Source organism: Pseudoxanthomonas sp. (assembly GCF_002863005.1).
Taxonomy (GTDB): Bacteria; Pseudomonadota; Gammaproteobacteria; order Xanthomonadales; family Xanthomonadaceae; genus Pseudoxanthomonas_A.
In genome coordinates, this window is record NZ_PKDG01000015.1 from 413,843 (window position 1) to 439,270 (window position 25,428).

The following is a 25,428-nucleotide window of genomic DNA, read 5'->3' on the forward strand; positions in this document are numbered from 1 at the left end:
TCGTCGTTGACGCGAAGCTAGTCGCCCGACACGTGGTGTCCGTGCTCGCGCAACGCCTGCAGGGTGATGTCCAGTTGGTGGTCCTGCACGAGCACGTAGTCGGTATCGAACGTGGAGATGGCGAAAATGCCCACGCCGGCAGCCGCCAGGGGATCCAGCACGGCCTTCAGGATGCCGGTCATCGCGAAGTCGAAGGGCCCCTGCAGCTTGAACATGCGCCAGCCGCGCTGGCAGCGGACATCGTCGGGTACGCATGCTTCTTCGCAGACCAGCGACAGTTCGTCGTCGGTCCAGCCGGCATGGCGCATGCCGTGAGTGGGCCACCACCCAGGTAGCGTGGCGCCGGCCGGCAGTTGCGCGACGGCGTAGCGGTCGGGCATCAGCACCAGCGTCAGCGAGGGCGGGTTCACCCGGCGCGTCCGTTCCACCAGAACAGCGCGTTGACGGCCAGCACCACCACCAGGGTGTAGATCAGGGACAGCGGCCCGCCGACGCGCCACAGCTGGCGCGAGGTGTAGTTGGCGGGGCCGACGATCATCGAGATCACCGGGTTGGACGCGGTCATCAGGTTGTTCGATGCGGACAGCGCCACGATCAGCGCGAACGCGGTTGGATTGCCGCCCGCCGCCAGTGCCAGGTTGATCGCCATCGGCACCATCACGATGGTCGCACCGACATGGCTGATGACCAGCGAGAACGCGGTCGTGAGCAGCGCGACGGCGATCTCCAGCACCCAGATGGGAATGCCTTCCGGCAACCGTTCCACGGTATGCCCTGCCACCCACGCGGCCGCACCGCTGCTGTCCATCGCCCAGCCGAGCGGAATCAGGCCTGCCATCAGGAACACCGTCTTCCAGTTGATCGCGCCGTAGGCTTCGTCCATGCGCAGCACGCCCGTCAGCAGCATGCCCGCCACGCCGGTCATCAGAGTCAGCGCGACCGGCAGCTTCGACGTCAGCGCGATGATGATGGTGATGGCGAAGATGGTCATCGCGATCTTGAACTTGTGCGGGCGCTGTTCGCCCTTCGGGTAGTCCGTCACCACCACGAAGTCGCGGCTTTCCGCCGCCAGGCCGAGGTCCTGCCAGATGCTGTGGAAGACCAGCATGTCGCCGGCGCGCAGCTTCTCCTCGCGCACGTTCTCGCGGATGACCTTCTTGTCGCGGTTGATCGCCAGCAGGCTGATGCCATTCTGCTTGCGCAGGCGCAGCTCGCGCGCGGTCTTGCCGATGAACTTCGACGTCGGCGGCACCACGGCTTCGGAAATGCCCGCGCGGCTGGGATTGAACAGGTCGCCGAAGTGGCGCAGGCGCGAGGACATGCGCAGGAACTGGTTCTGCGCGAAGTCGCTGATCTCCTGCCGCGCACCCATCACGCCCAGCACGCTGCCCACCCAGATGCGCATGTCCGCGGGCGGGGCAAGACGGGTGTCGTTGCCGGTCTGCAGCGCCAGCATCAGCGGCGCATCGTGCAGGGCTTCCGCCTCGCCGAGCGACATGCCGACGAGCGGGCTCTCGGCGCTGACGACCAGTTCGAACACGTCGCCCTCGATCCCGTAGGTGTTGGCGAAGTAACTCTCCGTGCGCGCGGGCGTGACCACGCCATCGCTGTCCTGGGTGTCGTCCTTGAGCTTGCGGTCGCCGACGTACCGGAAGTACAGGAGCGACGCGATCACCAGCGTCAGCCCGATCGGCCACGGCGCGAACATGCGCAGCGGCTCCAGCGTGGCCATGCCGGAGGGCAGGTTGTTGTTGGCGGAGACCAGCAGGTCGTTGAGCAGGATCAGCGGCGAGTTGCCGACCATGGTGAACGCGCCGCCCATGACGATCGCGGCCGCGATCGGCAGCAGCAACCGCTGCATCGACAGGCCGGTGCGCGACGACAATCGCGAGGCGACGGGCATGAACAGCGCCATCACCGACGGGTTCTGCATGAAGGACGAGTTGAGGCTGGCGATGGCCGTGGTCATCAGCAGCAGTCTCTGCTCGATGCCGTGGCCGCGCCGCAGCAGCCACGAGGCCAGCCGGTTCAGCGCGCCGGTACGGTCCAGGCCGGCGCCCAGGATCATGGTGGCGATGATGCTCATGACCGCGTTGCCGGAGAAGCCGCCGAAGATTTCCTCCGGGGCGATCAGCCCGGTGATGCCCAGCACCACCAGCACCACCAGCGCGACCAAGTCCGCGCGGATGCGCTCGAACAGGAACATCGCCATCGTGAAGCCGACCAGCCCGAGGACGAGCTTCATGTCGTTGGTCAGCGTCAGCGCGTTGTCCATCAGAACGGCCGGAATGCGGGATTCGGTATACGGGAATGACGGGTCGGCGGGGCCACGCAGCCATGCGGACGCAGGCCATCGCGCGGTGGTCGCGCGGGGCAGGAGTGCACGCTCCTGCAGATCCCGAATCCCGAGTCCCTAATCCCGGTCATAGACAAGATCCCACACCCCGTGTCCGAGCTTCTGGCCGCGTGTCTCGAAATGCGTCTGCGGGCGCCAGTCCGGACGCGGCACGCTGCCGCGCGGACCTGCCCGGTTGCGCAGGCCGGGCGTCGCGTCCAGCACGTCCCACATGTGCTCGGCATAGGCCTCCCAGTCGGTGGCGCAATGCAGCCGGCCGCCCGGACGCAGCTTGCGCGCGATCAGTGCCGCGAATTCGGGTTGCACCAGGCGGCGCTTGTTGTGGCGCTTCTTGTGCCACGGATCCGGGAAGTAGATGCGCACTTCATCCAGCGATCCGTCGGCGACTTCGTGCTGCAGCACTTCCACCGCATCGTGGTGGTAGACGCGCACGTGGTCGCTGCCGTCCTCGGCCAGCGCGTTGAGCAGTCGACCGACGCCGGGGGCATGCACTTCCAGGCCGAGGTAGTCACGGTCCTTGTCGTTCGCCGCGGCGAAACGGAGCGCCTCGCCGTTGCCGAAGCCGATTTCCAGCACGCGCGGTGCGCTGCGGCCGAACACCGCGTCGTAGTCGCGCGGCGCGCCGGTGTAGTCCAGCCCGAAGCGCGGCCATTGGGTATCGAAGGCGCGCTGCTGCGCCTCGGTGAAGCGGCCCTGGCGCAACACGAAACTGCGGATTTCGCGCCTTCCGTCGCTGATCGTGAACGGCTTGGGAGGGGTCTTGGCGCCGGGGCTGGAAAACGGATCGGTCATCAGCCGATCAGTCCGTCGATCGGGCTGGAGGCGGACGCGTTGCGCTTGCGCGGGATGCGACCCGCCAGGAAGGCTTCGCGGCCGGCTTCCACCGCTTTCTTCATCGCGCTCGCCATCAGCACGGGGTGTTTCGCGCCGGCGATGGCGGTATTCATCAGCACGCCGTCGCAGCCGAGTTCCATCGCGATGGCGGCATCGGAGGCAGTGCCGACGCCGGCATCGACCAGCACGGGGACTTTCGCGTTCTCGATGATTTCCAGCAGGTTGTACTTGTTCTGCACGCCCAGGCCGGAGCCGATCGGCGCGGCCAGCGGCATGACCGCCACGCAACCGATCTCTTCGAGGCGGCGGGCGAGGATCGGGTCGTCGCTGGTGTAGACCATCACCTGGAATCCGTCCGCCACCAGCTTCTCGGCGGCAGCCAGCGTCTGCACCACGTCGGGATACAGGGTCTTCTGGTCGCCCAGCACTTCCAGCTTCACCAGGGTGTGGCCGTCGAGCAGCTCGCGCGCCAGCCGGCAGGTGCGCACGGCATCGTCGGCGGTGTAGCAGCCGGCGGTGTTGGGAAGAATGGTGTAGCGGTCCGGCGGCAGCACGTCGAGCAGGTTGGGCTCGTTGGGCGACTGGCCCAGGTTCGTGCGGCGGATGGCGACGGTGACGATCTCGGCGCCCGCAGCCTCGGTGGCCAGGCGGGTTTCCTCGAAATCCTTGAACTTGCCGGTGCCGGTCAGCAGGCGGGAACGGTAGGACTTGCCCGCGATCACCAGCGGGTCATGGGGGGCGGTGTTGGACATGCGGCGATTATCGCCCATGAAGCCTCGGCGCGTCCCCCCGGGGTGCGGCAGGCCGAGGCCGTCAGCCGCCGCCGAGCGCGTGCACGATCTCGACGCGGTCGCCGGCGCGCAGCACGTGTTGCGCGTGCTGTCCGCGCGGGATGATCTCGCCGTTGACCTCAATGGCCACGCGTCGCTCGGCCAGCCCCTGCAGCAGCAGCAGGGAGGCGATGGTGCTCTGGTCCGGCAGCGCCTGCGGCTGCCCGTTCAACTGGATGTCCATGCCGCCATTGTCGCCGAAGGCCGGCGCGCATGCCGCATTGCAGCGTGTGCGGGGGCGGCCTTGGTGGAACGATGCGCGCCATGCGCAGCCGTACGGCAGAGCCGGCACGCAGTCCCGTCCATCCTTTCTTGCCCCGGAGATTCCATGAAGCGTTCCCTTTCGCCTGTCCGTTCCCTGCTGGCCGTGGCGCTGGCCGTGGCGGCGGCCCCCGCCCTGGCGGCGGACAGCCCGTACTCGCAGACGATCTTTTTCGGCGACAGCCTGACCGACTCCGGCCATTTCCGTCCGGCGCTGGTACAGATCGGTGGTCCTTCCGCCGCCATCCTCGGTCGCTTCACCACCAACCCCGGCCTGGTGTGGTCCGAGTATCTGGCCGAGTACTACGGCACGGGTGCCGCCAGCGCCAACCAGGGGGGCACGAACTACGCCGTCGGCGGTGCGCGCGTGGGGACCAACACCTCCGGCGCCCTCGGCGCGATTCCGTCGATGACCACCCAGCTGAACACCTATCTGTCCGCGAGCGGTGGCCGCGCCGATCCGAACGCCCTGTACACCGTCTGGGGCGGCGCGAACGACCTGTTCGCCGTGGTCGCCGGCGCCAACCCCACCGCGACCATCGGTGGCGCCGTCACCGCGCAGGTCGGCATCATCGGGCAACTGCAGAATGCGGGCGCGCGCTACATCCTGGTGCCGACGGTGCCGGACCTGGGCGTGACGCCCTCGTTCCGCGCCCAGGGACCCACGAATGCGGCCGCCGGCACGCAGCTGGCCACCACCTACAACACGGCGTTGTTCGGCGCCATCAACACCGCCGGCCTGCGGGTGATCCCGCTGGATACCTTCACGCTGCTGCGCGAGATCGTCGCCAGCCCCGCGGAGTACGGCTTCGGCAACGTCACCGGCACCGCCTGCAATCCGCAGATCACCGCGTCGTCGGTCACCTGCAGTCCGCTCAACTACGCCACGCCGAATGCAGCGGACGTCTATGCGTTCGCCGATGGCGTGCATCCGTCGTCGAAGGCCCACGACATCCTGTCGCAGTATGCGGTGGCGATGCTCGAAGGTCCGCGCCAGATCGCGCTGCTGCCGTACACCGCGTCGGTGCATGGCCGTGCCCGCGCTGATCGGGTGGCCTCGCACGTTGCGGGCAAGCCCGAGGCGGACGGCATGCGCTGGTGGGGCGACGTGCGGGGCGACTTCCTGCGTTACGACGACGGCAACCTGTACGACGGCGCGGGCCCCATGGGCACCTTCGGCGTCGACTGGTCGCAGGGTTCGTGGGTCTATGGCGCCTTTGCCGGCTACGGACGCGCGAAGTACGACTTCGGCCTGCGCCGCGGCAGTTTCGACGAAAGCGACGCCACGCTCGGCGGGTTCGCCGGCTGGTATGGCGACCAGCTGTGGGCGAACGCGCAGGTCAGCTACAGCTGGCTGTCCTACGACATCGACCGCGAAGTGCAGCTGGGCGGCGTGACGCGCCGGCACAGCGGTTCGCCGGATGGCACCAACCTGACGGTCGGCGCAAGCGCCGGCTACGAGTTCGGCGACGGCGCCTTCCGCCACGGCCCGGTGGTGAGCGTGGTATCGCAGACCATCGAGATGGACGGTTACAGCGAGAGCAACGTCAACTCGACGGCGCTGGCCTATCCGGACCAGGACTTCGATTCGCTGATCGGCAGCGCCGGCTGGCAGGTGAGCTACGCGATCAACGATCACCTGGCGCCGTACGCCCGCCTGACGATCGACAAGGAGTTCGAAGACCCGGCCGACGAAGTCTTCGCGCAGTCGCTGTCCATGCCCGGCACGGCCCCCTATGCCGTGCCCGGCCTGACTCAGGACGACAGCTACGGCACGCTGCTGCTCGGCGCGCGCACGCAGCTGTTCGGACTGGACGCGAACCTCGGCGTGAATACCACCGTCAACCAGGGTGGTGGCGCCAACGCCACCGCGTTCATGACCCTGAGCGGCAGCTTCTGATATTGCCGTGAGATGCGGCGCCGGACCGCCGGCGCCGCATTGCCTTGCCGCCCGTCGCGGCATAGACTCGCGCCATCGTGCGGGTGTAGTTCAATGGTAGAACTGCAGCTTCCCAAGCTGCTAGCGTGGGTTCGATTCCCATCACCCGCTCCAGTCCGCGCCACCCCCTTCCTGTCATCGGCCCATGCAGCGGGCATGGCATGCTGTGCCCGACCCCCGTGAACGATTCCCCATGAAGCTCGCCATCCTGTCGCGCAACGGCAAGTTGTACTCGACGCGCCGCCTGGTCGAGGCCGCGCGCCAGCGCGGCCACACGGTCCGCGTGCTGGACCCGCTGCGCTGTTACATGCGCATTGCGTCGACCGGCTTCCAGTTGCACTACAAGGGCCGTTCGCTGGCGGGCTACGACGCGGTGATTCCGCGCATCGGCGCTTCCATCACGCGCTATGGCACGGCCGTCCTGCGCCAGTTCGAGCTGATGGGCACGTACAGCCCGAATCCCTCCGATGCCATCCTGCGCGCGCGCGACAAGCTGCGCGCGCACCAGTTGCTGGCCGCGCAGGGCATCGACCTGCCGGTCACCGTCTTCGGCGACAACCCCGACGACACCAGCGACCTGCTGTCGATGCTGGGTCCGCCACCGCATGTGATCAAGTTGAACGAGGGCGCGCAGGGCGCCGGCGTGATGCTGACCGAAAAGCCTTCGGCTTCCCGCAGCGTGGTCGAGGCCCTCCGCGGTCTGTACGCCAGCTTCGTGGTGCAGGAATTCATCGCTGAAGCCGACGGTGCCGACCTGCGTTGCTTCGTCGTGGGCGACGAGGTGGTGGCCTCGATGCGCCGGCAGGCGCCGGAGGGCGATTTCCGTTCCAACCTGCATCGCGGCGGGACCGCCCTGCATGCGGTGGCATCCGATGAGGAGCGTGCCGTGGCGATCCGGGCCGCGAAGGTACTGGGGCTGGGCGTGGCGGGCGTGGACCTGATCCGTGCCCAGCGGGGTCCCCTGGTCCTGGAGGTCAACTCGACGCCGGGGCTCGAGGGCATCGAATCCGTATGCGGCGTGGACGTCGCCGGGAGGATCGTGGAGCACCTCGCGAGGCAGGCTGAACAGGGCTGACCCGACGCGGCCGTGTCTTTTTCACGTGGAATTAACGCACTCTTTAACGGTCGTTTAATCGAAGGCCGCGTAGCCTTGGCCGGACCGCAGCTCTGCGTTCCTCCCGGTCTTTGCATCTGGAAAGCACAGGATTACGGTAATCGGGGCATTAGTTTGGCCCAGGCGGGCGACCACCCGCCTGGGCCTTGTTTTTTTGCACGCGGCTGTCGCCACGCGCTATGGCAGAATCCGGATTATCCCCATGCCTGACCTCTGCTGGGTGGGGCAGATCCTTCAACCTGACGAACGAGGTGTTGAATGTACAAGGTGGTACTCGGCTCCCTGCTGGCACTGGCCGCTCTCACCGCACACGCCAAGATCGACGCCGGCAACGACGGCGCCCCGGCCAAGGTGAATATCAACGGATCGTTCGAGGAACAGCGGCTGGCCATCATCAAGGATCTCGATGGCGGCAAGGTCTATTCCGAGATCAGCCAGAAGGAGCGCAGCGACGTCAAGGATGCGCTGAACCGCATCTCCGGTGCGTTGGAGGCGACGAGTGGCGTGCAGGGCCTCAGCGAAGAACAGAAAGCCCGCGTATTCAACGACCAGGAACTGGTCAACAGCATCCTCACGCGCGCCGGTGAGGACAGCCGTCTGGTATGCACGCGGGAGAAGGTGGTCGGCTCGCATCGTCCCACGACGCAGTGCCAGACCGTAGCGGAACGTCGCCGTATCCGGGAAAACGACCAGAACACCCTGCTCAAGAGCAACCGGGTCATCCTGCGCGGCAACAACTAAGGCGTCCTGATGCGTATTCTCGTCATTGAAGACAACAGCGACATCGCCGCCAACCTCGGCGATTACCTGGAGGAGCGCGGACACACCGTCGACTTCGCCGCCGACGGTGTGACCGGCCTGCACCTTGCCGTGGTGCACGAGTTCGATGCGATCGTCCTCGACCTCAACCTGCCCGGCATGGACGGGCTGGAAGTCTGCCGCAAGCTGCGCAACGAAGCGCGCAAGCAGACGCCGGTGCTGATGCTGACCGCCCGCGATTCGCTGGACAACAAGCTGGCCGGTTTCGATTCCGGCGCCGACGACTACCTGATCAAGCCGTTCGCGTTGCAGGAAGTGGAAGTGCGCCTCAACGCGCTGTCCCGTCGCGGCAAGGGCGTACAGACGCGGGTGCTGGAAGTGGGCGAGCTGGAATACAACCTGGACACGCTGGAAGTCCGCCGCCAGGGCAAGCTGCTGCAGCTGAATCCCACGGCGCTCAAGATCCTGCAGGCCCTGATGGAGGCGTCGCCCGCCGTGGTGACGCGCCAGGAACTGGAGACGCGCGTCTGGGGCGAGGAATTGCCGGATTCGGACTCGCTGCGCGTGCACATCCACGGCCTGCGCGCCGTGGTCGACAAGCCGTTCGACTCGCCCTACATCCAGACGCGCCATGGCATCGGATACCGCATCGCCGCGCCCGATGCCAGCAGCTGAGTCGTCGAAACCCCGCCGCCACCGCCGCTTCCGGCGGCGGCTGCGCACCCGCATCATCCTGTCGTTCGTGCTGCTGGGGTTCGGGCTGACGCTGCTGCTCGCGTTCTCGGCGAACTGGGTTCGGAATCGCGTCGAAGAAGATCTGGTGGTCGACGCGATGAACCAAAACATCGGCGAGTATCAGCGCCGCTACGTCGAGAGCGGCGGACAGCAGCGGGATCTCCGGGTGCAGACGATGCGCGCGTATGCGTTCGCATCCGACAAGTTCGAGCAGCTGCGGCAGGACGAGCCCGACTGGTACGAGCTTCCCAACGGTATTCATGCGCTGAGTGGCCAGGAGGCGGACGGCTCCCTCTTCTCCTATTGGCTAGCAGTGCAGAAGACCCCGGAGGCCTGGTTCTTCCTCGCGTACGACATGACGGAGTCCACCAAGGGCAAGGCGAAATTCAATCAGGCGCTGGTGGGTGTGGTGGTCGTCTTCACCGGTATTTCCCTTCTGATCGGCTGGTGGTCCGCTTCCCGGGTCATGAGTCCGGTGTCCGAACTCGCTGCGCGTCTGCGTGCCTATCGTGGCAGTAGCAATCCCAGGCCATTGGCGCCGCACTTTCCGCAAGACGAAGTCGGCGAACTTGCCAAGGCCCTGGACGACTATTCCAGCCGCCTTACCGACGTCGTCCAGCGCGACCGCGAATTCAATGCCGATGTCAGTCACGAACTGCGCACGCCACTTGCCATCATCCGCGGCTCGGTCGAGCTTATGCTGTCGCGGCCCGACATGGACGAGAAGACGCGCACACGCATCCAGCGCATCCAGCGTGCCGAGCAGCAGTGCACGGACCTGATCAGTGCACTGCTGCTGCTGTCCCGCAACGAGCGTGGCCACGGCAACACGGACGTCGCGCGCGTGGTCGACCAGTTGCTCGATGCGCATCGCGCCACGCTGGGCGGCAAGCCGCTGATCCTGCGCGTCGAAGGCGAAGGGGGGGCAACGGTCGATTCGCCGGAAGCCGCGCTGTCGGTGGCACTCGGCAATCTGATCGGCAATGCCGTCAAGTACACGAAGGAGGGCGAGGTGGTCGTGCGCCTGCTGCCTGATGCGGTCGAAGTCGTGGATTCGGGCCCGGGGCTCAGCAAGGAAGACGCCGCGCGCCTGTTCGAGCGTGGCTACCGCGGCACGCATGCGGGCCATTCGCAAGGGGGCGGCATCGGACTGTCCATCGTCAGCCGCCTGTGCGCGCTGTACGGATGGCAGGTAGGCGTGCGCCCGGGCGAGCAGAAGGGCGTGATCGCCACGCTGCGATTTTCACTCGATCGCGAGTCGGGCGACGGATCGCGGCCGCGCCCCTGACCCCACCGACTGCTGTCAGAGCGTGATCCAGAAGCAGTTGTAGGCGCGGCGCAGGCCGAACGTGGTGTCGGCCGGCGTGGCGCTGTTCTTCAGCGTCTGCACGACGCGCAGTCCCGTCGGCCGTTGCCGTTGCGTTGCGGTCTGCGGGTAATAGCCGTCCCGGTTAGCGTCGACGACGGAGCCTTCCGCATCCAGTATCGGGGCCGGCGCGGGACGGACCGGCACGATATCGACCAGCGGGCGTTGGACCACCACGTCGAGCCGGTCGAGGATGCGCAGGGCACCCGCATCCGACGTGCCGGCCCAGTGGTAGACCCCCGCGAGCCTGTTCACGTCGCCTGCCTGGATCGCCGACGACACCTGCATCACCAGGTCGCTGAGCGTGCGCGAACAGCCGCCGCGGTAAAGCGCGCCGGTGGCGGCGGTCGTCGTCGTGGAAGGCAGACGGTCCATCGCGCCTACGTCCTCGCAGCGCTTGTCGGTGTAGACCGTCTCGCCGGACATCGTCGTGCAGCGTTGGACGCCCTGCTGTTGCGCCCGGGCGGTGGGCGACCCGGCACCGGGACACAAGAGGAGGCCGGCGAGGGCGAGGAGAAAGAGGGTCCGCATGTCGCCAGCCTAATCCGGCATGCGCGCCGCGGTCATGGGACGTGCGCACGGAATGAGGGGTTGTTCACCTGCCGGTCGGATGCCCGCTGTGGAGAGCGTCAGGCGGACCAGCCGAGCCGCGACAGGACTGTCTGCGTAGGCTTGGCTAAGTTGAGCGTGTAGAAGTGCAGCGACGGCGCTCCCCCGGCGACCAGTCGTTCGCACAGGTTGGCCACGACGTCCGCGCCGAAGTCGCGGATCGCCTCGGCATCGTCGCCCAGCGCCTGCATTCGCTTGCCGATCCAGCGGGGAATTTCGGCGCCGCAGGCTTCGGAGAAGCGGCGGAGCTGCGAAAAGTTCGAGATCGGCATGATGCCCGGGATGATCGGGATCTCGACGCCGAGCTTGCGCACCGCATCGACGAAGTGGAAATAGGCATCCGGGTTGTAGAAGTACTGCGTGATTGCGCCGTTGGCGCCGGCATCGACCTTGGCCTTGAAGTGGCGCAGGTCGGTCAGCGCGTCCTCGGCCTGAGGGTGCGTCTCGGGGTAGGCGCCGACTTCGATGTGGAACGTGTCGCCATGTTCGGCACGGATGAATTGGATCAGTTCGGAGGCATAGCGCAGGTCGCCGGTGAAGCCCATGCCCGACGGCAGGTCGCCGCGCAACGCGACGATGCGTTTGCAGCCCAATGCCCGGTAGAGCCGCAACAGTTCCCGTATTTCTTCGCGGCTGCCGCCCACGCAGGAGAGATGGGGCACGCCTTCGAAACCGTGATGCTGGCTGAGATGGCGGACCGTCTCCGAGGTATAGCTCAGCGTGGACCCGCCGGCACCGAACGTGCACGACACGTATTCGGGCTTGTACGCCTTCAGCCTGTCCGCGGTGCGATCGAGCTGCGCGCGCTGCTCATCGGTCTTGGGAGGGTAGAACTCGAAGCTGAGGGAGGGCATGGACGGCGCCGTTCGGGTCGAGAGCATATTGTATCTCTTCATCCGGATGAATGTGTATGGCTGGTGGCGTCCCGTCCTTCGTGACGGGAATTCGGCCAGGTGTGATGGCTCCGGGGCGGGTACGCTGTCCGCCTTCCGCCACTGGCTGCCGCATGACCATCGTCCTCACTCCCTTCGCCCGCACCCGGTTGTTCCCGACCGAGCCACGTCGCAACGCCATCCAGGACTGCACGCCTCAGGCCTTCGAGCAGCGCCTGAACTCGGAGCCGCCGGTGGCGGTGCTGGCGGGCTATGCGCCGTTCTGCCGATTGCACGTGCATCGCAACTGGACGTCGACACGGTGCCTGACCGTACCGATCACCGACGACAACCGGTCTCTGTTGCGATCAGGCTACGAAGCGCGGTCCTCGAAGGAGCTGCCGGTGCTGGTGCGCTGGTTCGAAGGCGTCGACCCGCCGGTGGCGGACTACCTGGTCGTCATCCTGTACAGCGCGGCGCAATTGGCGCACGAGCGCGCGCCGATCGAAGGTGACTGGGGCATCGTCGGATGCCTGTACACGCAGGCGCCCGAAGAAATTCCGATGGCGCCCATCACGATGATGCGCAATGCGCTGGGCGTGGAGGAAGGCGGTTCGGGCGTGCCGATCAACCGCGAGGCATACCGGCGCAGCGTCGCGTTCTGGGAGCTCAACGCCAACTGGCGCCCGTAGTCCGCGCCGGGTTGCCGCTCAGCGCGACGCCAGCGCGGACAGGGCGCAGCGCAACTGGGCGGCGGGCGCCCGGGCCACGTCGATCCGTACAACGTCCGCTTCGTCCGTCGGAACTTCGAGGGTGGCGAACTGGCTGTCCAGCAGCGAGGCCGGCATGTAGTGGCCCTGGCGATCATGCAGACGTGCGGCGATCAGGGCCGCGTCGCCCGCCAGGAACAGGAAACGCATCGGCACGCCGGTCGCGCGCAACGCCTCGCGGTGGCGCCGACGCAGGCCCGAAAAGGCCAACACGACGCGCTCGCCCGATGCCGCGCGTTGCCGCAGGTCGGTGGCGATGCGGCGTACCCACGGGGCGCGCATCCGGTCGGTCAGCGGGTGGCCACTGGCCATGCGCGCCTTCGCTGCCGTGCCGTGGAAATCGTCAGCATCCAGGAATGTCGCCTGCCATGCGCCTGCCAGTGCACGTGCGAGCGTGGTCTTGCCACTGCCCGACACGCCCATGACCACGACGACGTGGACGTGGCCGCTCATGCCGGGAGCTCGATGCGCACCTGGTAGGTGCGGCCGGCCTCGATGCCGTGCAGCAGGGAATCTTCCAGCCACGCGCCATCCACGGCGACCCGCGTCGTCGCGACACCCGCAACGCGTTCCATGGCGACATCGAACCAGGCACCCCGGAAACGACGCGCCGCGCGCGCGGATGGCCAATGCGAGGGCAGCTGCGGCGCGATCCTCAACGCATCGCCCTCGCCGCGCAGGCCGAACAGGTGCTCCACCAGGCAGCGATACATCCACGCCGCCGTGCCCGTGTTGAACAACTGGCTGGAACGGCCCGCGGTACGCGGGTGCAGGCGCCATGCGCCACGGTAGTAATTGGGCACGAACACCGGCAGCTGGCCGCGCTGCAGGCAATCCTCCGGTGCGGGCGACGGCAGCATCGCACGCAGCACATGCCAGGCACGGTCCGCGTCCCCGGCCTGGTACAGGCTGTAGAGATAGAACGCCGCGGCATGGTTGTAGACCGCGCCGTTCTCGGCGGTGCCGGGGAACTTCTGCGTCACCCGTCCCACGTCCTCGCGCATGCGCGTGTAAGGCGGGTCGTACATCGCCACGCCGTAGGGCGAGACCAGGTGCGCATCGACCGCCGCGAGCATGCGCGTGCGCTTGTCGTCATCCGGCGCACCGCTGAGCAGGGCCCAGCTCTGCGGATTGAGGAAGATGCGGCCTTCCGTGTCGGCGGCGATGCCGAAGGGGACGTCGTCGTCGGTGATGCCACGGCCATACCAGTCGCCATCCCACAGGTGCGCGTTCATCGCCGCGTTGCAGGCGTCCGCGCCCGCGTGGAATTCGTCGGCGAGCGCGTCATCGCCGCGGCGTGCGCAGACCGCCGCCCATTCCTTCAGGGCGTAGGCGCTGGCCAGCGTCAGCCATCCGGACACACCGCGCCCGCGCCAGCCGACCATGTTCATCGGATCGCACCAGTCGCCCTGCGCGATGTAGCTCAGGCCGCGCGCATCGCGTGCCTTCAGCAGCCAGCGCATGGCGCGATCGATGCGATCGGCGACCGGAGCGGCATCGCCCTCGCGGGCAGTGACCAGTTCGTCGAGGATCGTATCGTCGCCCGTCTCGTCCAGATACGCGCGCAGGCAGATCGGCAGCCATACGCAATGGTCGGTATGCGGGATCTGGTTGATGTATTTCAGTTCTGCACCTTCGGACAGCAGGATCCCATCGGGCATCGCGCCGGACGGCTCCTGTTGCGACAGCGCATGCAGGAACGCCGCCCGCGCCACCTCGGGCCGCAGGAAGCCCATGCCCATGTGGTCCTGCAGGTAGTTGCGCGTCTGCGGATCGGTGGTCAGGCGGTTGACGTCGCCGTGGTAGTACACCTGCCGCGGCAGCCAGTGGTTGGCGAACGCATCCAGCCACGGATCCGGCGTTTCGATGCGCAGGCAGCCCGCGCCGGCCCCGATGTACGCAGTGCTTGCGCGCCGGGCTTCGGTGAACCCGTCCGGTGAAAGATGTCGCGCGCGCAGCTGGCGGATCTCGTCGTCATCGCGTGCGGGCGCGAACACGAAGCGGAACTCCTGAACGTCGTCGTCGTCGAGCGTCACGCGGTATTGCAGCACCGCCGTCGGCATCTCGTACGCTGCCTCGCCACCGCCCAAGTGCTCGCCGTCCACGATGCCCTTCGGGGCATGCAGCCCGCCTTCACCCTCGAATGTCGCCTGGTTCGCTTCCCAGGCGTCCGGCGCGCGCGCGTGCAGCAGCACGGTACGGTCCTTGAAATCGCGCTGGCGGAAATAGTCCTCGACTTTCTGGTATGGCGCGACGCTGTCGCAGACGATGGCGCCCAGGTCGGAGCGATAGCGTCCGGACTGGTTCATCCACGACATGTAGCCGACCGGGAAATACGGGTACAGGCTAAGCCGTCGCCGCCGGCCCGACCGGTTGCGCACGCGCAGCGTCCACAGTTCGGCCACGTCGTCGACCGGCAACACGACGCACATCTCCACGTCGATGCCCGCGCACTGCACGCGCCACGCCACGTCGTCGAGGCCGACGGAGAAGGCGAACGAATCCGGTGCACGGCGCACGGGTTCGTGCGGCACGGAGAACAGGCCGCCATCGTCCTCGTCCTTCACGTAGCAGAAGCGTCCCGGATGGTGCGCGTAGTACGGCTGCTCCGGCTGCATGAAGCTCCTGGCTTCCAGCGTCGGCGCATGTGCGTACTTGGCCGGTTCCGGCTGCATGAACTGCGCGGTGGCGAAGCCGCGGCAGTTAAGCTGCAGCAGCATCCGCCGGTTCCACAGGAAGGTGGATGCCGCGGGCATGGCGGTGGGGCTGGCGAGGACGAAGCGGCGGCCGTTTTCCTCGAAGCCGTACGGTGCCTCCGTCATGCCGCCGCCTCGCGGCGCGATCGCAGCTCGGCCTGCACCTGCGCCAGCGTGGCGTCATCCAGCGGGTAGAACCGCATCACCCCCGCCGCGAGCAGGGCGACGCCCCCCGGAATCACCGTCAGCAGCAGCACGATGCCGAGCCGCGACGCATCCGACTGGGCGGCGTTGGCCACGTAGCCCATGCCGGCCAGGATCCACGCGATCGTCGCCGACGCCAGTGCGCCGCCGAGCTTCTGCGAGAACGTCGCTGCCGCGAACGTCATCGCGGTGGCGCGGCGTCCTGTCTTCCATTCGGTGTAGTCGGCGCAGTCGGCGTACATGGAGAACGCCAACGGCGATTTCGGTCCCAGCATCAGTCCCACCAGCAGGTTGAGGGCGAACATCCACCACACGGACTCGGGCGGAATGAAGAACATCGCACAGCTCACCACGCCGACGCCCGCCATCAACCCCGCCATCAGTCGCCGCTTGTCCACGTAGCGCGTCATTAGCGGCGTCAGCCCGGCGCCCACGGCGAGGGCGAGCGCGTACGCACCCAGGAACAGACCGGTCAGGTCAGGCCGACCCAGGTGGTACTTCAGGTAGTAGGCCAATGAACCACCGCGCATCACGATGGTCACCATGATGACCAGCGCGAGCGCGAACAGCACCATCCACGGCCGGTTGTGCAGCAGGTCGACGATATCCTGGCGGACGTCGCTGGCCTGTTGCGGCGGCGGCGACACGCGTTCGCGCGTGGACAGCGCTACGGTGACGAAGGCCGCCGTGGCGATCACGCCGTACAGCGAGAGCGTCAGTTGCCAGCCCAGCACGTCGTCGCCACGTCCCAGCCAGCGCACCAGGTCCAGCGTCAGCCAGTTGACCGCCATCGTCCCCGCGAACGCGGCGATGAAGCGGAAGCTGATCAGCTGCGTGCGCTGCTGGCTGTCGCCGGTGATCACGCCCGACAGCGCGGAATAGGGGATGCTCACCACGGTGTAGGCCAGCATCATCAGCGTGAAGGTGGCATAGGCCCACACCAGTTTCGCGCCCTGGCCGAGGTCGGGCACGGTCCACGTCAGCACACCGGTGAACGCCAGCGGCAACGCGCCGTACAGCAGGTACGGACGGAAGCGGCCGAAGCGGCTGCGGGTGCGATCCGCCAGCGCGCCCATCAGCGGGTCGGTGACGGCATCCACGATCTTGGTGACCAGCATCATGGTGCCGACGGCCGCAGCGGCCAGGCCCATCACGTCGGTATAGAAGATGAGCAGGAACGCGGAAATGTTCGCCCAATAAAGGTTGAAGCCGAAGTCGCCGACGCCGTAGCCGATCTTTTCGCCCAACCGGGGTTCCGTCGAGGGTAGTGCCTTGTCGGCGGGGTGCGCGGTGCCGCCGCTCCCCTGGTCGCGTTGCATGTCCACTCCCGGTGCTGGGTCATTGCGCCGCAGGCCGGGTACCGGCTGGGGCGATGTACGGCGGCCAAGCTTGCGATGATCGCCGGAGCGAGGCAAGCGCCCGGCGGTATGGAAATGGTTGTGAACGAGGGCGCGCGCCGGACCCTCGCTGCACGGAATGCAGAACGGGCGCCCTGGGGCGCCCGTTCTTTCATCGCAGTGATGACGCGGTGATCAGTAGCGGTAGTGATCCGGCTTGTACGGGCCTTCGACCGCCACGCCGAGGTAGTCGGCCTGGTCCTTGGTGAGGGTCGTCAGCTTCACGCCGATCTTCTCCAGGTGCAGGCGCGCGACTTCCTCGTCGAGCTGCTTCGGCAGGCGGTAGACGGTCTTCTCGTACACGTCCTTGTTCGCCCACAGGTCGATCTGCGCCAGCGTCTGGTTGGCGAAGGAGTTCGACATGACGAAGCTCGGGTGGCCGGTGGCGCAGCCCAGGTTCACCAGGCGGCCTTCGGCCAGCAGGAAGATCGCATTGCCGTTCGGGAACACGAACTTGTCGACCTGCGGCTTGATGTTGATGCGCTTGGCGTCCGAGGCGTACAGCGCATCCACCTGGATCTCGTTGTCGAAGTGGCCGATGTTGCAGACGATGGCCTGGTCCTTCATCGCCTTCATGTGCTCGAGGGTGATGATGTCCTTGTTGCCGGTCGTGGTGACGTAGATGTCGGCCTGGCCCAGGCTGTCCTCGACGGTGTTGACCTCGAAGCCTTCCATCGCCGCCTGCAGTGCGCAGATCGGGTCGATCTCGGTGACGATGACGCGGGCGCCATACGCGCGCAGCGAGTGCGCCGAGCCCTTGCCGACGTCGCCGTAGCCGCAGACCACGGCGACCTTGCCGGCCAGCATCACGTCCATCGCGCGCTTCAGGCCGTCGGCCAGCGACTCGCGGCAGCCGTACAGGTTGTCGAACTTCGACTTGGTAACCGAGTCGTTGACGTTGATCGCGGGCACCAGCAGCTTGCCCTGCTCGGCGATCTGGTACAGGCGATGCACGCCGGTGGTGGTCTCTTCGGAGACGCCCTTCCAGTCCTTGACCACGCGGGTCCAGTAGCCGGGACGCTCCTTGGCGACGCGCTTCAGCAGGTCCTTGATCACCTGCTCCTCATGGCTGCCCGACGCGCTGTTGACCCACGTCGTGTCGCCCTGCTCCAGCTCATAGCCCTTGTGGATCAGCAGCGTGACGTCGCCACCGTCGTCCACCACCAGCTCCGGGCCCGTCAGGGTGCCGTCGGGCAGGGTGAAGGTCAGCGCGTCGAGCGTGCAGTCCCAGTACTCTTCCAGCGTCTCGCCTTTCCAGGCGAACACCGGCGTGCCGCTCGCGGCGATCGCGGCGGCGGCGTGGTCCTGCGTCGAGAAGATGTTGCACGAGGCCCAGCGCACGTCGGCGCCGATGTCCTTCAGCGTCTCGATCAGCACGGCGGTCTGGATGGTCATGTGCAGCGAGCCGGTCACGCGCACGCCCTTCAGCGGCTTGGTGGCGGCGTGCTTGCGGCGGATCGACATCAGGCCGGGCATCTCGTGCTCGGCGATGTCCAGTTCCTTGCGGCCCCAGTCGGCCAGGGAGATGTCGGCGACCTTGTAATCGCCTTCGGTGGAAAACTTGCGTACTGCGTTCATGGCTCTTGCTCCGGTCTGTGCGATCAGGGTCGCAGGGTATCCGGGCGCCGTTGCAGGTTCATTCCACCGAGCCTGGCCGGACTATGTGGAGAGTCCGCACAGGATGTGCAGGCTCTTGCGGAAGGATCCGCACATGTCACGGTCGCAGCGCCCCTCGGCGAAGGGTCGCCATTATATCGCTTGTTCCGGATGAAACGATGGCGCACGGCTCACGCCTGATCGGGTAGGCTCAGGCATGCTGCCCTGCAGCAGACCAGTTGTCTGTCCGAACAATACCAATCCAGACCAAACCGAACGACGGGATCCACGCCCCCGCATGAACAGCCCCCGCAGTCTCGAATTCGCCCCACCCGATGTTCCCCTGCGTGAAGACGTGCGCCGGCTCGGCACGCTGGTCGGTGACATGCTGGCCGAGCAGGTTTCTCCGGAGTTTCTGGCAGGCGTGGAGCGGGTGCGCACCACGGCGATCGCGCGCCGCCAGGGCGGGGAGCCGCCCCAGATCCTGGCTGGACTGCTGGAGGGTCAGGCGCCCGAAGAGGCGGAGTCCCTGATCCGCGCGTTCAGCACGTATTTCCAGGTCGTGAACATCGCCGAGCGCGTGCACCGCATTCGCCGGCGCCGGGACTACCAGCGCGCCGGCAGTGCCCGTCCGCAGCCCGACGGCCTGCACGACACGCTGGCCAAACTGAAAGCGCAGGGCGTGAGCCTGGCGGAACTCGCGGAGTGGCTTCCGCGCATCGACGTGGAGCCCGTCTTCACCGCGCACCCGACCGAGGCCGTGCGCCGCGCGCTGCTCGAGAAGGAGCAGTTGATGGTCGCCAGCCTGATCAACGGCCTGGACGGCACGCGTACGCCCGGCGAGCTGGCCACCGACACCGCGCGCTTCCGCATGGCGCTGACGTCGGCGTGGCAGACGGCCGATTCGTCGCCGGTGCGTCCTGGCGTGGAGGACGAGCGCGAGCATGTCGGCTTCTACCTGATCGAGGTGCTCTACCGCGTCATCCCCGTACTGTACGAAACGCTGGAAAGCGCGATCACCGAGGTCTACGGCGCCGCACCCGAGGTGACCGCCCGGCTTCCCCGTGTGCTGCGCTTCGGTACCTGGGTCGGCGGCGACATGGACGGCAATCCGAATGTCGACGCGCGCACGGTTACCGCAACCCTGGACACGCAGCGACGCGCCATCCTCACGCGCTACCTCAAGGAACTGCGCCAGCTCACGACGCTGCTCAGCCAGTCGAGCTCGATCATCGGGGTGTCGGACGATGTCGTCGCACGCCTCGATCATTACCGCGCCCTGATGCCAGAGGCTGCGAAGAAGTCGCGACCCCGCCATGGCGACCAGCCGTACCGGCTGCTCAACGACCTGATGCGTGCGCGCCTGCAGGCCACGCTGGAAGACCGCCCCGAAGGGTATGCGTCGCCGGACGAACTCGCGCAAGACGTCGATCTCATCCTGCACAGCCTGGAAGCCAATCGCGGCATCCACGCGGGCTGGTTCGCGGTGCGCCGGCTGGCGTGGCGGGTGCGCACGTTCGGTTTCCACCTCGCGCGGCTCGACGTACGGCAGGAATCCAGCGTGCACGCACGCGCGGTGGCGGCCGCGCTGGGCGACGGTGACTGGGAGCAGCGCGATGCGGTCGAACGCGCTGCGTTGCTGGGTCCGTACGCCAGCGGCGATGCGGTGCTGCCGGCGTCCGACCAGGAAGGCAACGAGCGCCTGGATGCGGTGTTCGCGGCCCTCGCCGATGCGCGCGCGCGCCACGGCACGGATGCCCTGGGGACCTACATCATCAGCATGGCGCACAGCCGCGCCGACGTACTGACCGTGCTCGCGCTGGCGCGCCGGGGTGGGCTGGTCGACGACGCAGGTCAGGTGCCGCTGGATATCGCGCCGCTGTTCGAAACCATCGACGACCTCGGCCACGGTACCGACGTCCTGCGCGACCTGCTGGCCGATCCGGTCTACCGCGCCCACCTGGCCGCGCGCGGCAACGTGCAGATGGTGATGCTGGGCTATTCCGACAGCGGCAAGGACGGCGGCATCGCCGCCTCGCGCTGGGGCCTGCAGCGCGCGCAGGTGGACCTGGTCGACGCGGCGCAGGAGCTGGGTATCCGGCTGACGTTCTTCCATGGCCGCGGCGGCTCGATCATCCGTGGCGGCGGCAAGACCACGCGGGCGCTGGAAGCCGCGCCGCGCGGCAGCGTCGACGGCCGCCTGCGCGTGACCGAGCAGGGCGAGGTGATCCATCGCAAGTACGGCATCCGCGCGCTCGCGTTGCGCTCGCTGGAACAGTCGGTGGGTGCGGTGCTGCTGTCCAGCCTGCGGCCGCGTCCCCCCGAGCCGCGCGAGACGCGCTGGCGCGAGATCACGGCGCTCGTCGCGCGCGAGAGTTCGCAGGCCTATCGCGCCTTCGTGCAGGCGCCGCGCTTCATGGACTATTTCCGCAACGCCACGCCGATCGACGTGATCGAACGGATGACGCTGGGCTCGCGTCCATCGCGACGGCTCGGACAGGATGCCGCGCTCAGCAACCTGCGTGCGATTCCCTGGGTGTTCGCGTGGAGCCAGGCGCGTGCCGTCATTCCGGGGTGGTACGGCGTGGGGACCGGCCTGCAGGCGGCGGTCGTTACGTATGGTGAAGAGGCATTGCTCGAAATGGCGCGCGACTGGCCCTTCTTCAAGACCTTCCTTGACGACGTGTCGATGGTGCTCGCCAAAGGCGACCTGAGCATCGCCGAGATGTACTCGAAGATGGCCGGCGACCTGCATGGAGAGTTCTTCCCGAAGGTGCAGCAGGAGCATGCCGCCGTCCTGCGCTGGGTGCTGGCGCTCAATGGCAACGACTGGCTGCTGCAGCACGACCAGCGATTGGCGCTGTCGATCCGGCTGCGCAACCCCTACATCGACCCCATCAGCGTGATGCAGGCCGACCTGCTGAAGCGCTGGCGCGCCAGCGACCGCGAAGACGACGCGCTGCTGCATGCGCTCGTCGCCAGCATCAACGGCGTGTCGCAGGGCGTGCAGAACACCGGGTGAGCGCGAGATCTGTGGCGTGGGAGCGACGTGAGTCGCGATGAGGCGTTACTGGCGTGCCATCGCGACTCACGTCGCTCCCACATCGGCATCACTGCGCTTCAGCCATCCAGCTCCGACCATCGCTGGTAGGCGAGGTCCAGTTCCGCCTGACGGGCGGCAAGTTCATCGTTCGCGCGCTGCAGGTCGGCCGGCGCTTGCTGATAGTAGGCCGCATCGTTCATCGCGGCGGTGCGTGCGGCGATGTCGGTTTCCAGGGTTTCGATGCGCGCCGGCAGCTGTTCCAGCTCGCGCGCTTCCTTGAAGCTCAGCTTGCGCTTGGCGGCGGCCACCGGTTCGGGCTGTTTCGACAGCGCGGGTTTGACCGGTGAGGATGCCGTGGCGGTCGCGCCGGGCACGCGGCGCTGGCGCAACCAGTCCGAGTAACCGCCGACGTAATCCCCCAGTCGTCCTTCGCCCTCCAGCACCAGGGTACTGGTGACCACGTTGTCGAGGAAGTCGCGATCGTGGCTGACCAGCAGCAGCGTGCCCTTGTAGTCGAGCAGCAGCTCTTCCAGCAGCTCCAGCGTCTCGACGTCCAGGTCGTTGGTCGGTTCGTCCATCACCAGCAGGTTGGAGGGCTGGGCGAACAGCTTGGCCAGCAGCAGCCGGTTGCGCTCACCGCCGGACAGGCGGGTGATCGGCGCACGCGCGCGTTCGGGCGAGAACAGGAAATCCTGCAGGTAGCCGATGACGTGCTTGCGACTGCCATTGATCTCGACGAAGTCGCTGCCCTCGGCGACGTTCTCCAGCGTGGTGCGGGAGTCGTCCAGCTGGCTGCGGTGCTGGTCGAAGTACGCGATCTGCAGGCCGGTGCCCAGCTTCACTTCGCCCTGCTGCGGCGCGAGTTCGCCCAGCAGGATCTTCAACAGGGTCGACTTGCCCGCGCCGTTGGGGCCGATGATGCCCACGCGATCGCCGCGCATGATCGTCGCGGACACGTCGTCCAGCAGCACGCGACCGTCGTAGGCCTGGGTGATGTGCTTGGCCTCGATGACCTTCTTGCCCGACGACTGCGCCGCCGCGGCCTCCATCCTCACGTTGCCGGACAGCTCGCGGCGCTGGGCGCGCTCGCGGCGCATCGCCTTCAGTGCGGTGACGCGGCCTTCGTTGCGCGTGCGGCGAGCCTTGATGCCCTGTCGGATCCAGACCTCTTCCTGCGCCAGCAGCTTGTCGAAGCGCGCATTCTCCTGCGCCTCGGCGTGCAGGCGTTCTTCGCGACGGCGCAGGTAGTTGTCGTAGTCACCCGGCCAACTGGTCAGCTGGCCGCGGTCGATTTCGAGGATGCGGGTGGCCAGCGAGCGCAGGAAGCTGCGGTCGTGGGTAACGAAGACGATGCTGCCACCAAACGATTTCAGGAAGCCTTCCAGCCAGGCGATCGCCTCGATGTCGAGGTGGTTGGTGGGCTCGTCCAGCAGCAGGATGTCGGGGTTGCGGACCAGCGCCTGCGCCAGCAGCACGCGGCGCTTCATGCCGCCGGAGAGCGCCGCGAAGTCGGTCTCCTCCGGTAGCTCCAGCCGTGTCAGCACCTGCTGCACGCGCAAGTCCAGGTCCCAGCCATTGCGCGCCTCTATCAGCGCCTGGGCTTCACCCATCGCCTCCATGTCGCCGTCGTGGAGTGCATGGTGGTAGCGCGCCAGCAGCTGGCCCAGGTCGCCCAAGCCCTCGGCGACCACGTCGAACACGGTGCCCTGTGTATCCTGCGGCACTTCCTGCGCCATGCGCGCGACCACCACGCCGTTCTGCACGCGGATCTCGCCGTCGTCCGGCTTCAGCTCGCCGGCCATCAGGCGCATCAGGGTGGATTTGCCCATGCCGTTGCGGCCGACGATGCAGACGCGCTCGCCGGGTTCGATGGACAGGTCGACGTGTTCGAGGAGAAGCGGCCCGCCGACGCTGAAGTCGACCCGCTGGAATTGCATCAGGGACATGTGTGTATTGTAGCCGGCGCGCCCTGCCGGCGGCCGCCGGTCAGGCGGTTTCGATGGCCCGGCTGCCCAGTTCGGCGTGCCGGCGTTCCATTTCCTCGCGCAACTGGCGGCGCAGGCGCGCGGCGGCGAAGCGGCGGATCTCGTCCGGCGTGGACGGCGCCAGTGGCGGGACCGGGGTGGTCCGGCCGTCGTCGTCCACCGCCACCATCGTGAAAAAGCAGCTGTTGGCGTGGCGCACGCTCTGTCTGCGGATGTCCTCGGCGACGACCTTGATGCCGATTTCCATCGACGACGTACCGGTGTGGTTGACCGAAGCGAGGAACGTCACCAGTTCGCCCACGTTGATGGACTGGCGGAACATCACCTGGTCCACGGACAGGGTGACCACGTACTTGCCGGCATAGCGGCTGCCACAGGCGTAGGCCACCTGGTCGAGCAGCTTGAGGATCGCGCCGCCGTGGACCTTGCCGGAGAAGTTGGCCATGTCCGGCGTCATCAGCACCGTCATGGTGAGCTGGTGGCTTTTGAGCGATTCCATGGCGCGACTCCCGGGGGTGAGGCGCGCAGGCTAACCGATCCCGACACGCCCTGTGATGGTCACGCGTGTCGTAGAGCGGAGCTTGCTCCGCTTCACGCCTGGTGAAAGAAAGAACGGGCCGCTTTCGCGGCCCGTTCTTCGAGGCGGAGGCGCTGGATCCCTGCGTTAGCAGGGATGACGGGCCCGGCAAAGGCGCCTGCGAACGCAGGCGCGCCGGTCGTCACTTCAGCTTGGCGTCCTTGCGCAGCGCTTCGGCGCGGTCGGTCTTCTCCCACGAGAAGGCGGTCGCGGTGTGCTTCTTGCCGGCGGCGTCCACGTAGCTGATCTCGCGCGGCTTGCGACCGAAGTGGCCGTAGCTGGCGGTCGGCTGGTAGATCGGGTGCTCGAGGTCGAGCATCCGGGTGATGCCGTACGGGCGCAGGTCGAAGTGCTTGCGGATCAGCTTCTCGATGACGTCGTCGCCGACCTTGCCGGTGCCGAAGGTGGTGACCGAGATCGAGGTCGGCTCGGCCACGCCGATGGCGTAGGAGACCTGCACTTCGCACTTGTCGGCCAGGCCGGCGGCCACGATGTTCTTGGCCACGTAGCGCGCGGCGTAGGCCGCCGAGCGGTCGACCTTCGACGGATCCTTGCCCGAGAACGCGCCGCCGCCATGGCGGGCCATGCCGCCGTAGCTGTCGACGATGATCTTGCGGCCGGTCAGGCCGCAGTCGCCCACCGGGCCACCGATGACGAACTTGCCGGTCGGGTTGATGTGCACCTTGTTCTTCGGCAGCGCGTCCAGCCACTTCTTCGGCAGCACGGGCACCAGGATCTCGGCGCGCACGGCCTCGATCAGGTCCTTCTGCTTGATGTCCGGGTCGTGCTGGGTCGACAGCACCACGGCGTCCAGGCCCAGGACGGTGTTGCCGTCGTAGCGCAGGGTGACCTGCGACTTGGCGTCGGGGCGCAGCCACTTCAGCTTGCCCTTCTTGCGCACCTTGGCCTGCTGTTCCACCAGGCGGTGGCTGTAGTACAGCGGGGCGGGCATGAATTCCGGCGCCTCGTTGCAGGCGTAGCCGAACATCAGGCCCTGGTCGCCCGCACCCTGTTCTTCCGGCTTCTTGCGGTCGACGCCCTGATTGATGTCGGGCGACTGCTTGCCGAGCATGTTGATGATGGCGCAGGTGTGGCCGTCGAAGCCGACGTCCGAATTGTCGTAGCCGATGTCATTGATGACCTTGCGCGCCAGCGACTCGATGTCGACCCACGCGCTGGTGGTGACTTCGCCGGCCACGATGGCGGCGCCCGTCTTCACCAGCGTCTCGCAGGCCACGCGCGCGCGCTTGTCCTGAGCCAGGATGGCGTCCAGCACGGCGTCGGAAATCTGGTCTGCGATCTTGTCCGGATGGCCTTCGGAGACCGATTCGGAGGTGAACAGGTAGCTGGACATCAGGCTTATATCCTTTGATTCGGATGAAAAGATGGGCGCGCATGATACACGCCGGGGGCGGTGCGTGCATTCTGCGCCGTTCAGGGTCCACCAGGGTTAAGCGGGCATCAAGCGCACCTGTCACCGGATTG

General features: G+C 67.2%; 21 protein-coding genes, 1 tRNA gene and 1 riboswitch. Of the genes, 8 read left to right on the forward strand and 14 right to left on the reverse strand.

Annotation, left to right across the window (positions count from 1 at the left end; genetic code table 11):
* Nucleotides 1-17: 17 nt before the first annotated feature.
* From CYU89_RS06845 to thiS, 5 genes are all read right to left on the reverse strand, one after another.
* Nucleotides 18-410: an ACT domain-containing protein gene (locus CYU89_RS06845; RefSeq protein WP_296279641.1), complete on the reverse strand. Its 393-nt coding sequence runs from the start codon at nucleotides 408-410 to the stop codon at nucleotides 18-20.
* On the reverse strand, nucleotides 407-2,275 hold the full coding sequence (locus tag CYU89_RS06850) for an SLC13 family permease (protein ID WP_296279643.1): 1,869 nt from the start codon (nucleotides 2,273-2,275) through the stop codon (nucleotides 407-409). Before CYU89_RS06850 ends, CYU89_RS06845 begins: the two co-directional genes overlap by 4 nt.
* A gap of 138 nt (nucleotides 2,276-2,413) precedes the next feature.
* Nucleotides 2,414-3,148 carry a tRNA (guanosine(46)-N7)-methyltransferase TrmB gene (gene trmB / locus CYU89_RS06855; RefSeq protein WP_296279646.1) on the reverse strand — a complete coding sequence of 245 codons (735 nt, stop codon included), beginning with the start codon at nucleotides 3,146-3,148 and terminating at the stop codon, nucleotides 2,414-2,416.
* The gene (locus CYU89_RS06860; protein ID WP_296279648.1) at nucleotides 3,148-3,942 is read right to left on the reverse strand and encodes a thiazole synthase; all 795 of its coding nucleotides are present in this window, start codon (nucleotides 3,940-3,942) and stop codon (nucleotides 3,148-3,150) included. Before CYU89_RS06860 ends, trmB begins: the two co-directional genes overlap by 1 nt.
* A gap of 61 nt (nucleotides 3,943-4,003) precedes the next feature.
* Nucleotides 4,004-4,204, reverse strand: coding sequence for a sulfur carrier protein ThiS (gene thiS, locus CYU89_RS06865; protein ID WP_296279650.1), 201 nt, complete (start codon nucleotides 4,202-4,204; stop codon nucleotides 4,004-4,006).
* Nucleotides 4,205-4,381: 177 nt separating this feature from the next.
* Between thiS and CYU89_RS06870 the strand changes: the two genes are divergently transcribed.
* The 6 genes from CYU89_RS06870 (at nucleotide 4,382) to CYU89_RS06895 (ending at nucleotide 10,116) form a co-directional block, all read left to right on the forward strand.
* On the forward strand, nucleotides 4,382-6,181 hold the full coding sequence (locus CYU89_RS06870; protein ID WP_296279837.1) for an autotransporter domain-containing protein: 1,800 nt from the start codon (nucleotides 4,382-4,384) through the stop codon (nucleotides 6,179-6,181).
* A 79-nt stretch (nucleotides 6,182-6,260) separates the two neighbouring features.
* Nucleotides 6,261-6,334 (forward strand) — tRNA-Gly (locus CYU89_RS06875).
* 79 nt (nucleotides 6,335-6,413) lie between these two features.
* On the forward strand, nucleotides 6,414-7,295 hold the full coding sequence (gene rimK / locus CYU89_RS06880; protein WP_296279651.1) for a 30S ribosomal protein S6--L-glutamate ligase: 882 nt from the start codon (nucleotides 6,414-6,416) through the stop codon (nucleotides 7,293-7,295).
* A gap of 297 nt (nucleotides 7,296-7,592) precedes the next feature.
* Entirely contained in the window at nucleotides 7,593-8,075 is a 483-nt protein-coding gene (locus CYU89_RS06885) for a hypothetical protein (RefSeq protein WP_296279652.1), read from the forward strand.
* Nucleotides 8,076-8,084: 9 nt separating this feature from the next.
* Nucleotides 8,085-8,768: a response regulator transcription factor gene (locus CYU89_RS06890; RefSeq protein ID WP_055936695.1), complete on the forward strand. Its 684-nt coding sequence runs from the start codon at nucleotides 8,085-8,087 to the stop codon at nucleotides 8,766-8,768.
* Nucleotides 8,755-10,116 carry a HAMP domain-containing sensor histidine kinase gene (locus tag CYU89_RS06895; RefSeq protein WP_296279839.1) on the forward strand — a complete coding sequence of 454 codons (1,362 nt, stop codon included), beginning with the start codon at nucleotides 8,755-8,757 and terminating at the stop codon, nucleotides 10,114-10,116. The genes CYU89_RS06890 and CYU89_RS06895 overlap by 14 nt, the downstream gene beginning before the upstream one ends.
* 15 nt (nucleotides 10,117-10,131) lie before the next feature.
* On the opposite strand, the gene CYU89_RS06900 is transcribed toward CYU89_RS06895, so the two are convergent.
* Together CYU89_RS06900 and metF are read right to left on the reverse strand one after the other, a co-directional pair.
* Nucleotides 10,132-10,725, reverse strand: a complete 594-nt coding sequence (locus CYU89_RS06900; protein WP_296279655.1) for a hypothetical protein — start codon at nucleotides 10,723-10,725, stop codon at nucleotides 10,132-10,134.
* A gap of 98 nt (nucleotides 10,726-10,823) precedes the next feature.
* Nucleotides 10,824-11,657 (reverse strand): methylenetetrahydrofolate reductase [NAD(P)H], encoded by an 834-nt coding sequence (metF, locus tag CYU89_RS06905; protein WP_296279657.1) that lies wholly within the window; start codon nucleotides 11,655-11,657, stop codon nucleotides 10,824-10,826.
* 152 nt (nucleotides 11,658-11,809) lie between these two features.
* Here metF and CYU89_RS06910 point away from each other — a divergent pair, with 152 nt between their 5' ends.
* Nucleotides 11,810-12,367: a DUF3228 family protein gene (locus CYU89_RS06910; protein ID WP_296279658.1), complete on the forward strand. Its 558-nt coding sequence runs from the start codon at nucleotides 11,810-11,812 to the stop codon at nucleotides 12,365-12,367.
* 18 nt (nucleotides 12,368-12,385) lie between these two features.
* Here CYU89_RS06910 and CYU89_RS06915 read toward each other — a convergent pair whose 3' ends face one another.
* The 4 genes from CYU89_RS06915 to ahcY all read right to left on the reverse strand — a co-directional run bounded on the left by CYU89_RS06915 (nucleotide 12,386) and on the right by ahcY (nucleotide 18,320).
* A complete protein-coding gene (locus tag CYU89_RS06915) occupies nucleotides 12,386-12,898 on the reverse strand; it encodes a gluconokinase, GntK/IdnK-type (RefSeq protein WP_296279660.1) in 513 nt (170 codons plus the stop codon).
* Nucleotides 12,895-15,267 carry an NdvB protein gene (locus CYU89_RS06920; RefSeq protein ID WP_296279662.1) on the reverse strand — a complete coding sequence of 791 codons (2,373 nt, stop codon included), beginning with the start codon at nucleotides 15,265-15,267 and terminating at the stop codon, nucleotides 12,895-12,897. The genes CYU89_RS06915 and CYU89_RS06920 overlap by 4 nt, the downstream gene beginning before the upstream one ends.
* Complete coding sequence (locus CYU89_RS06925; RefSeq protein WP_296279664.1) at nucleotides 15,264-16,664, reverse strand: MFS transporter; 1,401 nt, start codon at nucleotides 16,662-16,664, stop codon at nucleotides 15,264-15,266. Before CYU89_RS06925 ends, CYU89_RS06920 begins: the two co-directional genes overlap by 4 nt.
* 213 nt (nucleotides 16,665-16,877) lie before the next feature.
* On the reverse strand, nucleotides 16,878-18,320 hold the full coding sequence (gene ahcY / locus CYU89_RS06930; protein ID WP_296279666.1) for an adenosylhomocysteinase: 1,443 nt from the start codon (nucleotides 18,318-18,320) through the stop codon (nucleotides 16,878-16,880).
* A 35-nt stretch (nucleotides 18,321-18,355) separates the two neighbouring features.
* A riboswitch (S-adenosyl-L-homocysteine riboswitch) is annotated at nucleotides 18,356-18,482 on the reverse strand.
* Between the two features lie 154 nt (nucleotides 18,483-18,636).
* Here ahcY and ppc point away from each other — a divergent pair.
* Entirely contained in the window at nucleotides 18,637-21,360 is a 2,724-nt protein-coding gene (ppc, locus tag CYU89_RS06935; RefSeq protein ID WP_296279668.1) for a phosphoenolpyruvate carboxylase, read from the forward strand.
* Nucleotides 21,361-21,458: 98 nt separating this feature from the next.
* On the opposite strand, the gene CYU89_RS06940 is transcribed toward ppc, so the two are convergent.
* The 3 genes from CYU89_RS06940 to metK form a co-directional block, all read right to left on the reverse strand.
* Entirely contained in the window at nucleotides 21,459-23,327 is a 1,869-nt protein-coding gene (locus CYU89_RS06940) for an ATP-binding cassette domain-containing protein (protein ID WP_296279671.1), read from the reverse strand.
* A gap of 40 nt (nucleotides 23,328-23,367) precedes the next feature.
* The gene (locus CYU89_RS06945) at nucleotides 23,368-23,865 is read right to left on the reverse strand and encodes an acyl-CoA thioesterase (protein WP_296279673.1); all 498 of its coding nucleotides are present in this window, start codon (nucleotides 23,863-23,865) and stop codon (nucleotides 23,368-23,370) included.
* A 220-nt stretch (nucleotides 23,866-24,085) separates the two neighbouring features.
* Complete coding sequence (gene metK / locus CYU89_RS06950; RefSeq protein ID WP_296279675.1) at nucleotides 24,086-25,297, reverse strand: methionine adenosyltransferase; 1,212 nt, start codon at nucleotides 25,295-25,297, stop codon at nucleotides 24,086-24,088.
* Nucleotides 25,298-25,428: the final 131 nt, after the last annotated feature.

Coding starts and splice junctions, on each gene's coding strand:
- CYU89_RS06860 (WP_296279648.1), bottom strand. CDS start 3,942: ATGTCCAACACCGCCCCCCATGACCCGCTGGTGATCGCGGGCAAGTCC.
- CYU89_RS06925 (WP_296279664.1), bottom strand. CDS start 16,664: ATGCAACGCGACCAGGGGAGCGGCGGCACCGCGCACCCCGCCGACAAG.
- ahcY (WP_296279666.1), bottom strand. CDS start 18,320: ATGAACGCAGTACGCAAGTTTTCCACCGAAGGCGATTACAAGGTCGCC.
- CYU89_RS06945 (WP_296279673.1), bottom strand. CDS start 23,865: ATGGAATCGCTCAAAAGCCACCAGCTCACCATGACGGTGCTGATGACG.
- CYU89_RS06940 (WP_296279671.1), bottom strand. CDS start 23,327: ATGTCCCTGATGCAATTCCAGCGGGTCGACTTCAGCGTCGGCGGGCCG.
- metF (WP_296279657.1), bottom strand. CDS start 11,657: ATGCCCTCCCTCAGCTTCGAGTTCTACCCTCCCAAGACCGATGAGCAG.
- CYU89_RS06890 (WP_055936695.1), top strand. CDS start 8,085: ATGCGTATTCTCGTCATTGAAGACAACAGCGACATCGCCGCCAACCTC.
- metK (WP_296279675.1), bottom strand. CDS start 25,297: ATGTCCAGCTACCTGTTCACCTCCGAATCGGTCTCCGAAGGCCATCCG.
- CYU89_RS06895 (WP_296279839.1), top strand. CDS start 8,755: ATGCCAGCAGCTGAGTCGTCGAAACCCCGCCGCCACCGCCGCTTCCGG.
- thiS (WP_296279650.1), bottom strand. CDS start 4,204: ATGGACATCCAGTTGAACGGGCAGCCGCAGGCGCTGCCGGACCAGAGC.
- ppc (WP_296279668.1), top strand. CDS start 18,637: ATGAACAGCCCCCGCAGTCTCGAATTCGCCCCACCCGATGTTCCCCTG.
- CYU89_RS06910 (WP_296279658.1), top strand. CDS start 11,810: ATGACCATCGTCCTCACTCCCTTCGCCCGCACCCGGTTGTTCCCGACC.
- CYU89_RS06885 (WP_296279652.1), top strand. CDS start 7,593: ATGTACAAGGTGGTACTCGGCTCCCTGCTGGCACTGGCCGCTCTCACC.
- CYU89_RS06920 (WP_296279662.1), bottom strand. CDS start 15,267: ATGACGGAGGCACCGTACGGCTTCGAGGAAAACGGCCGCCGCTTCGTC.
- trmB (WP_296279646.1), bottom strand. CDS start 3,148: ATGACCGATCCGTTTTCCAGCCCCGGCGCCAAGACCCCTCCCAAGCCG.
- CYU89_RS06915 (WP_296279660.1), bottom strand. CDS start 12,898: ATGAGCGGCCACGTCCACGTCGTCGTGGTCATGGGCGTGTCGGGCAGT.
- CYU89_RS06900 (WP_296279655.1), bottom strand. CDS start 10,725: ATGCGGACCCTCTTTCTCCTCGCCCTCGCCGGCCTCCTCTTGTGTCCC.
- CYU89_RS06850 (WP_296279643.1), bottom strand. CDS start 2,275: ATGGACAACGCGCTGACGCTGACCAACGACATGAAGCTCGTCCTCGGG.
- rimK (WP_296279651.1), top strand. CDS start 6,414: ATGAAGCTCGCCATCCTGTCGCGCAACGGCAAGTTGTACTCGACGCGC.